The organism is Mesorhizobium sp. M0848 (assembly GCF_040319805.1).
GTDB lineage: Bacteria > Pseudomonadota > Alphaproteobacteria > Rhizobiales > Rhizobiaceae > Mesorhizobium.
On sequence record NZ_JAMYOM010000089.1, the window covers coordinates 1 to 567 of the forward strand.

Annotated in this window: 1 protein-coding gene; it reads left to right on the plus strand. The window is 60.5% G+C overall.

Annotation, left to right across the window (positions count from 1 at the left end; translation table 11 throughout):
* Positions 1–477, plus strand: a 477-nt coding sequence (locus tag NKH95_RS33405) for an amino acid ABC transporter ATP-binding protein (RefSeq protein ID WP_352761826.1), incomplete at its 5' end; no start/stop codon positions are given.
* Between the last annotated feature and the right edge of the window lie 90 nt (positions 478–567).

Below are 567 nucleotides of genomic sequence, written 5' to 3' on the forward strand. Positions count from 1 at the left end.
TTCCAGCAGTTCAACCTGTTTCCCGACCACACAGCCCTGGAAAACGTCATGCTGTCGCTGACCAAGGTCAAGGGCCTTCCGGTGCGGGAAGCCGAGCGCATCGCCGAGGCGCGCCTCGCCGATGTTGGCCTTGCCGCACGCAAACACCATCGTCCCGGCAGTCTTTCCGGTGGCCAGCAGCAGCGGGTGGCAATCGCCCGTGCACTGGCAATGGACCCTGAGGTGATCCTGTTCGACGAGGTGACGAGCGCTCTCGATCCGGAACTGGTGAAGGGCGTTCTCAACCTGATGGCTGACCTCGGCCGACGTGGCATGACAATGGTCGTGGTGACCCATGAAATGGGTTTTGCCCGCAAGGTCGCCGATCAGGTCATCTTCATGGATGAGGGCCGTGTCATCGAGGCCGGCACGCCCGCTGCGATCTTCGACACTCCCAAAAGCGCGCGCTTGAAGCACTTCCTCGCCGAAGTGCTGTGATCCGCATCGCCATCTGGCCGATATGCGTGGAACGCCTTCGGTCGCTCAATCCACTCTCTACACAGTGAAAGAACATCTCATGGTTACATC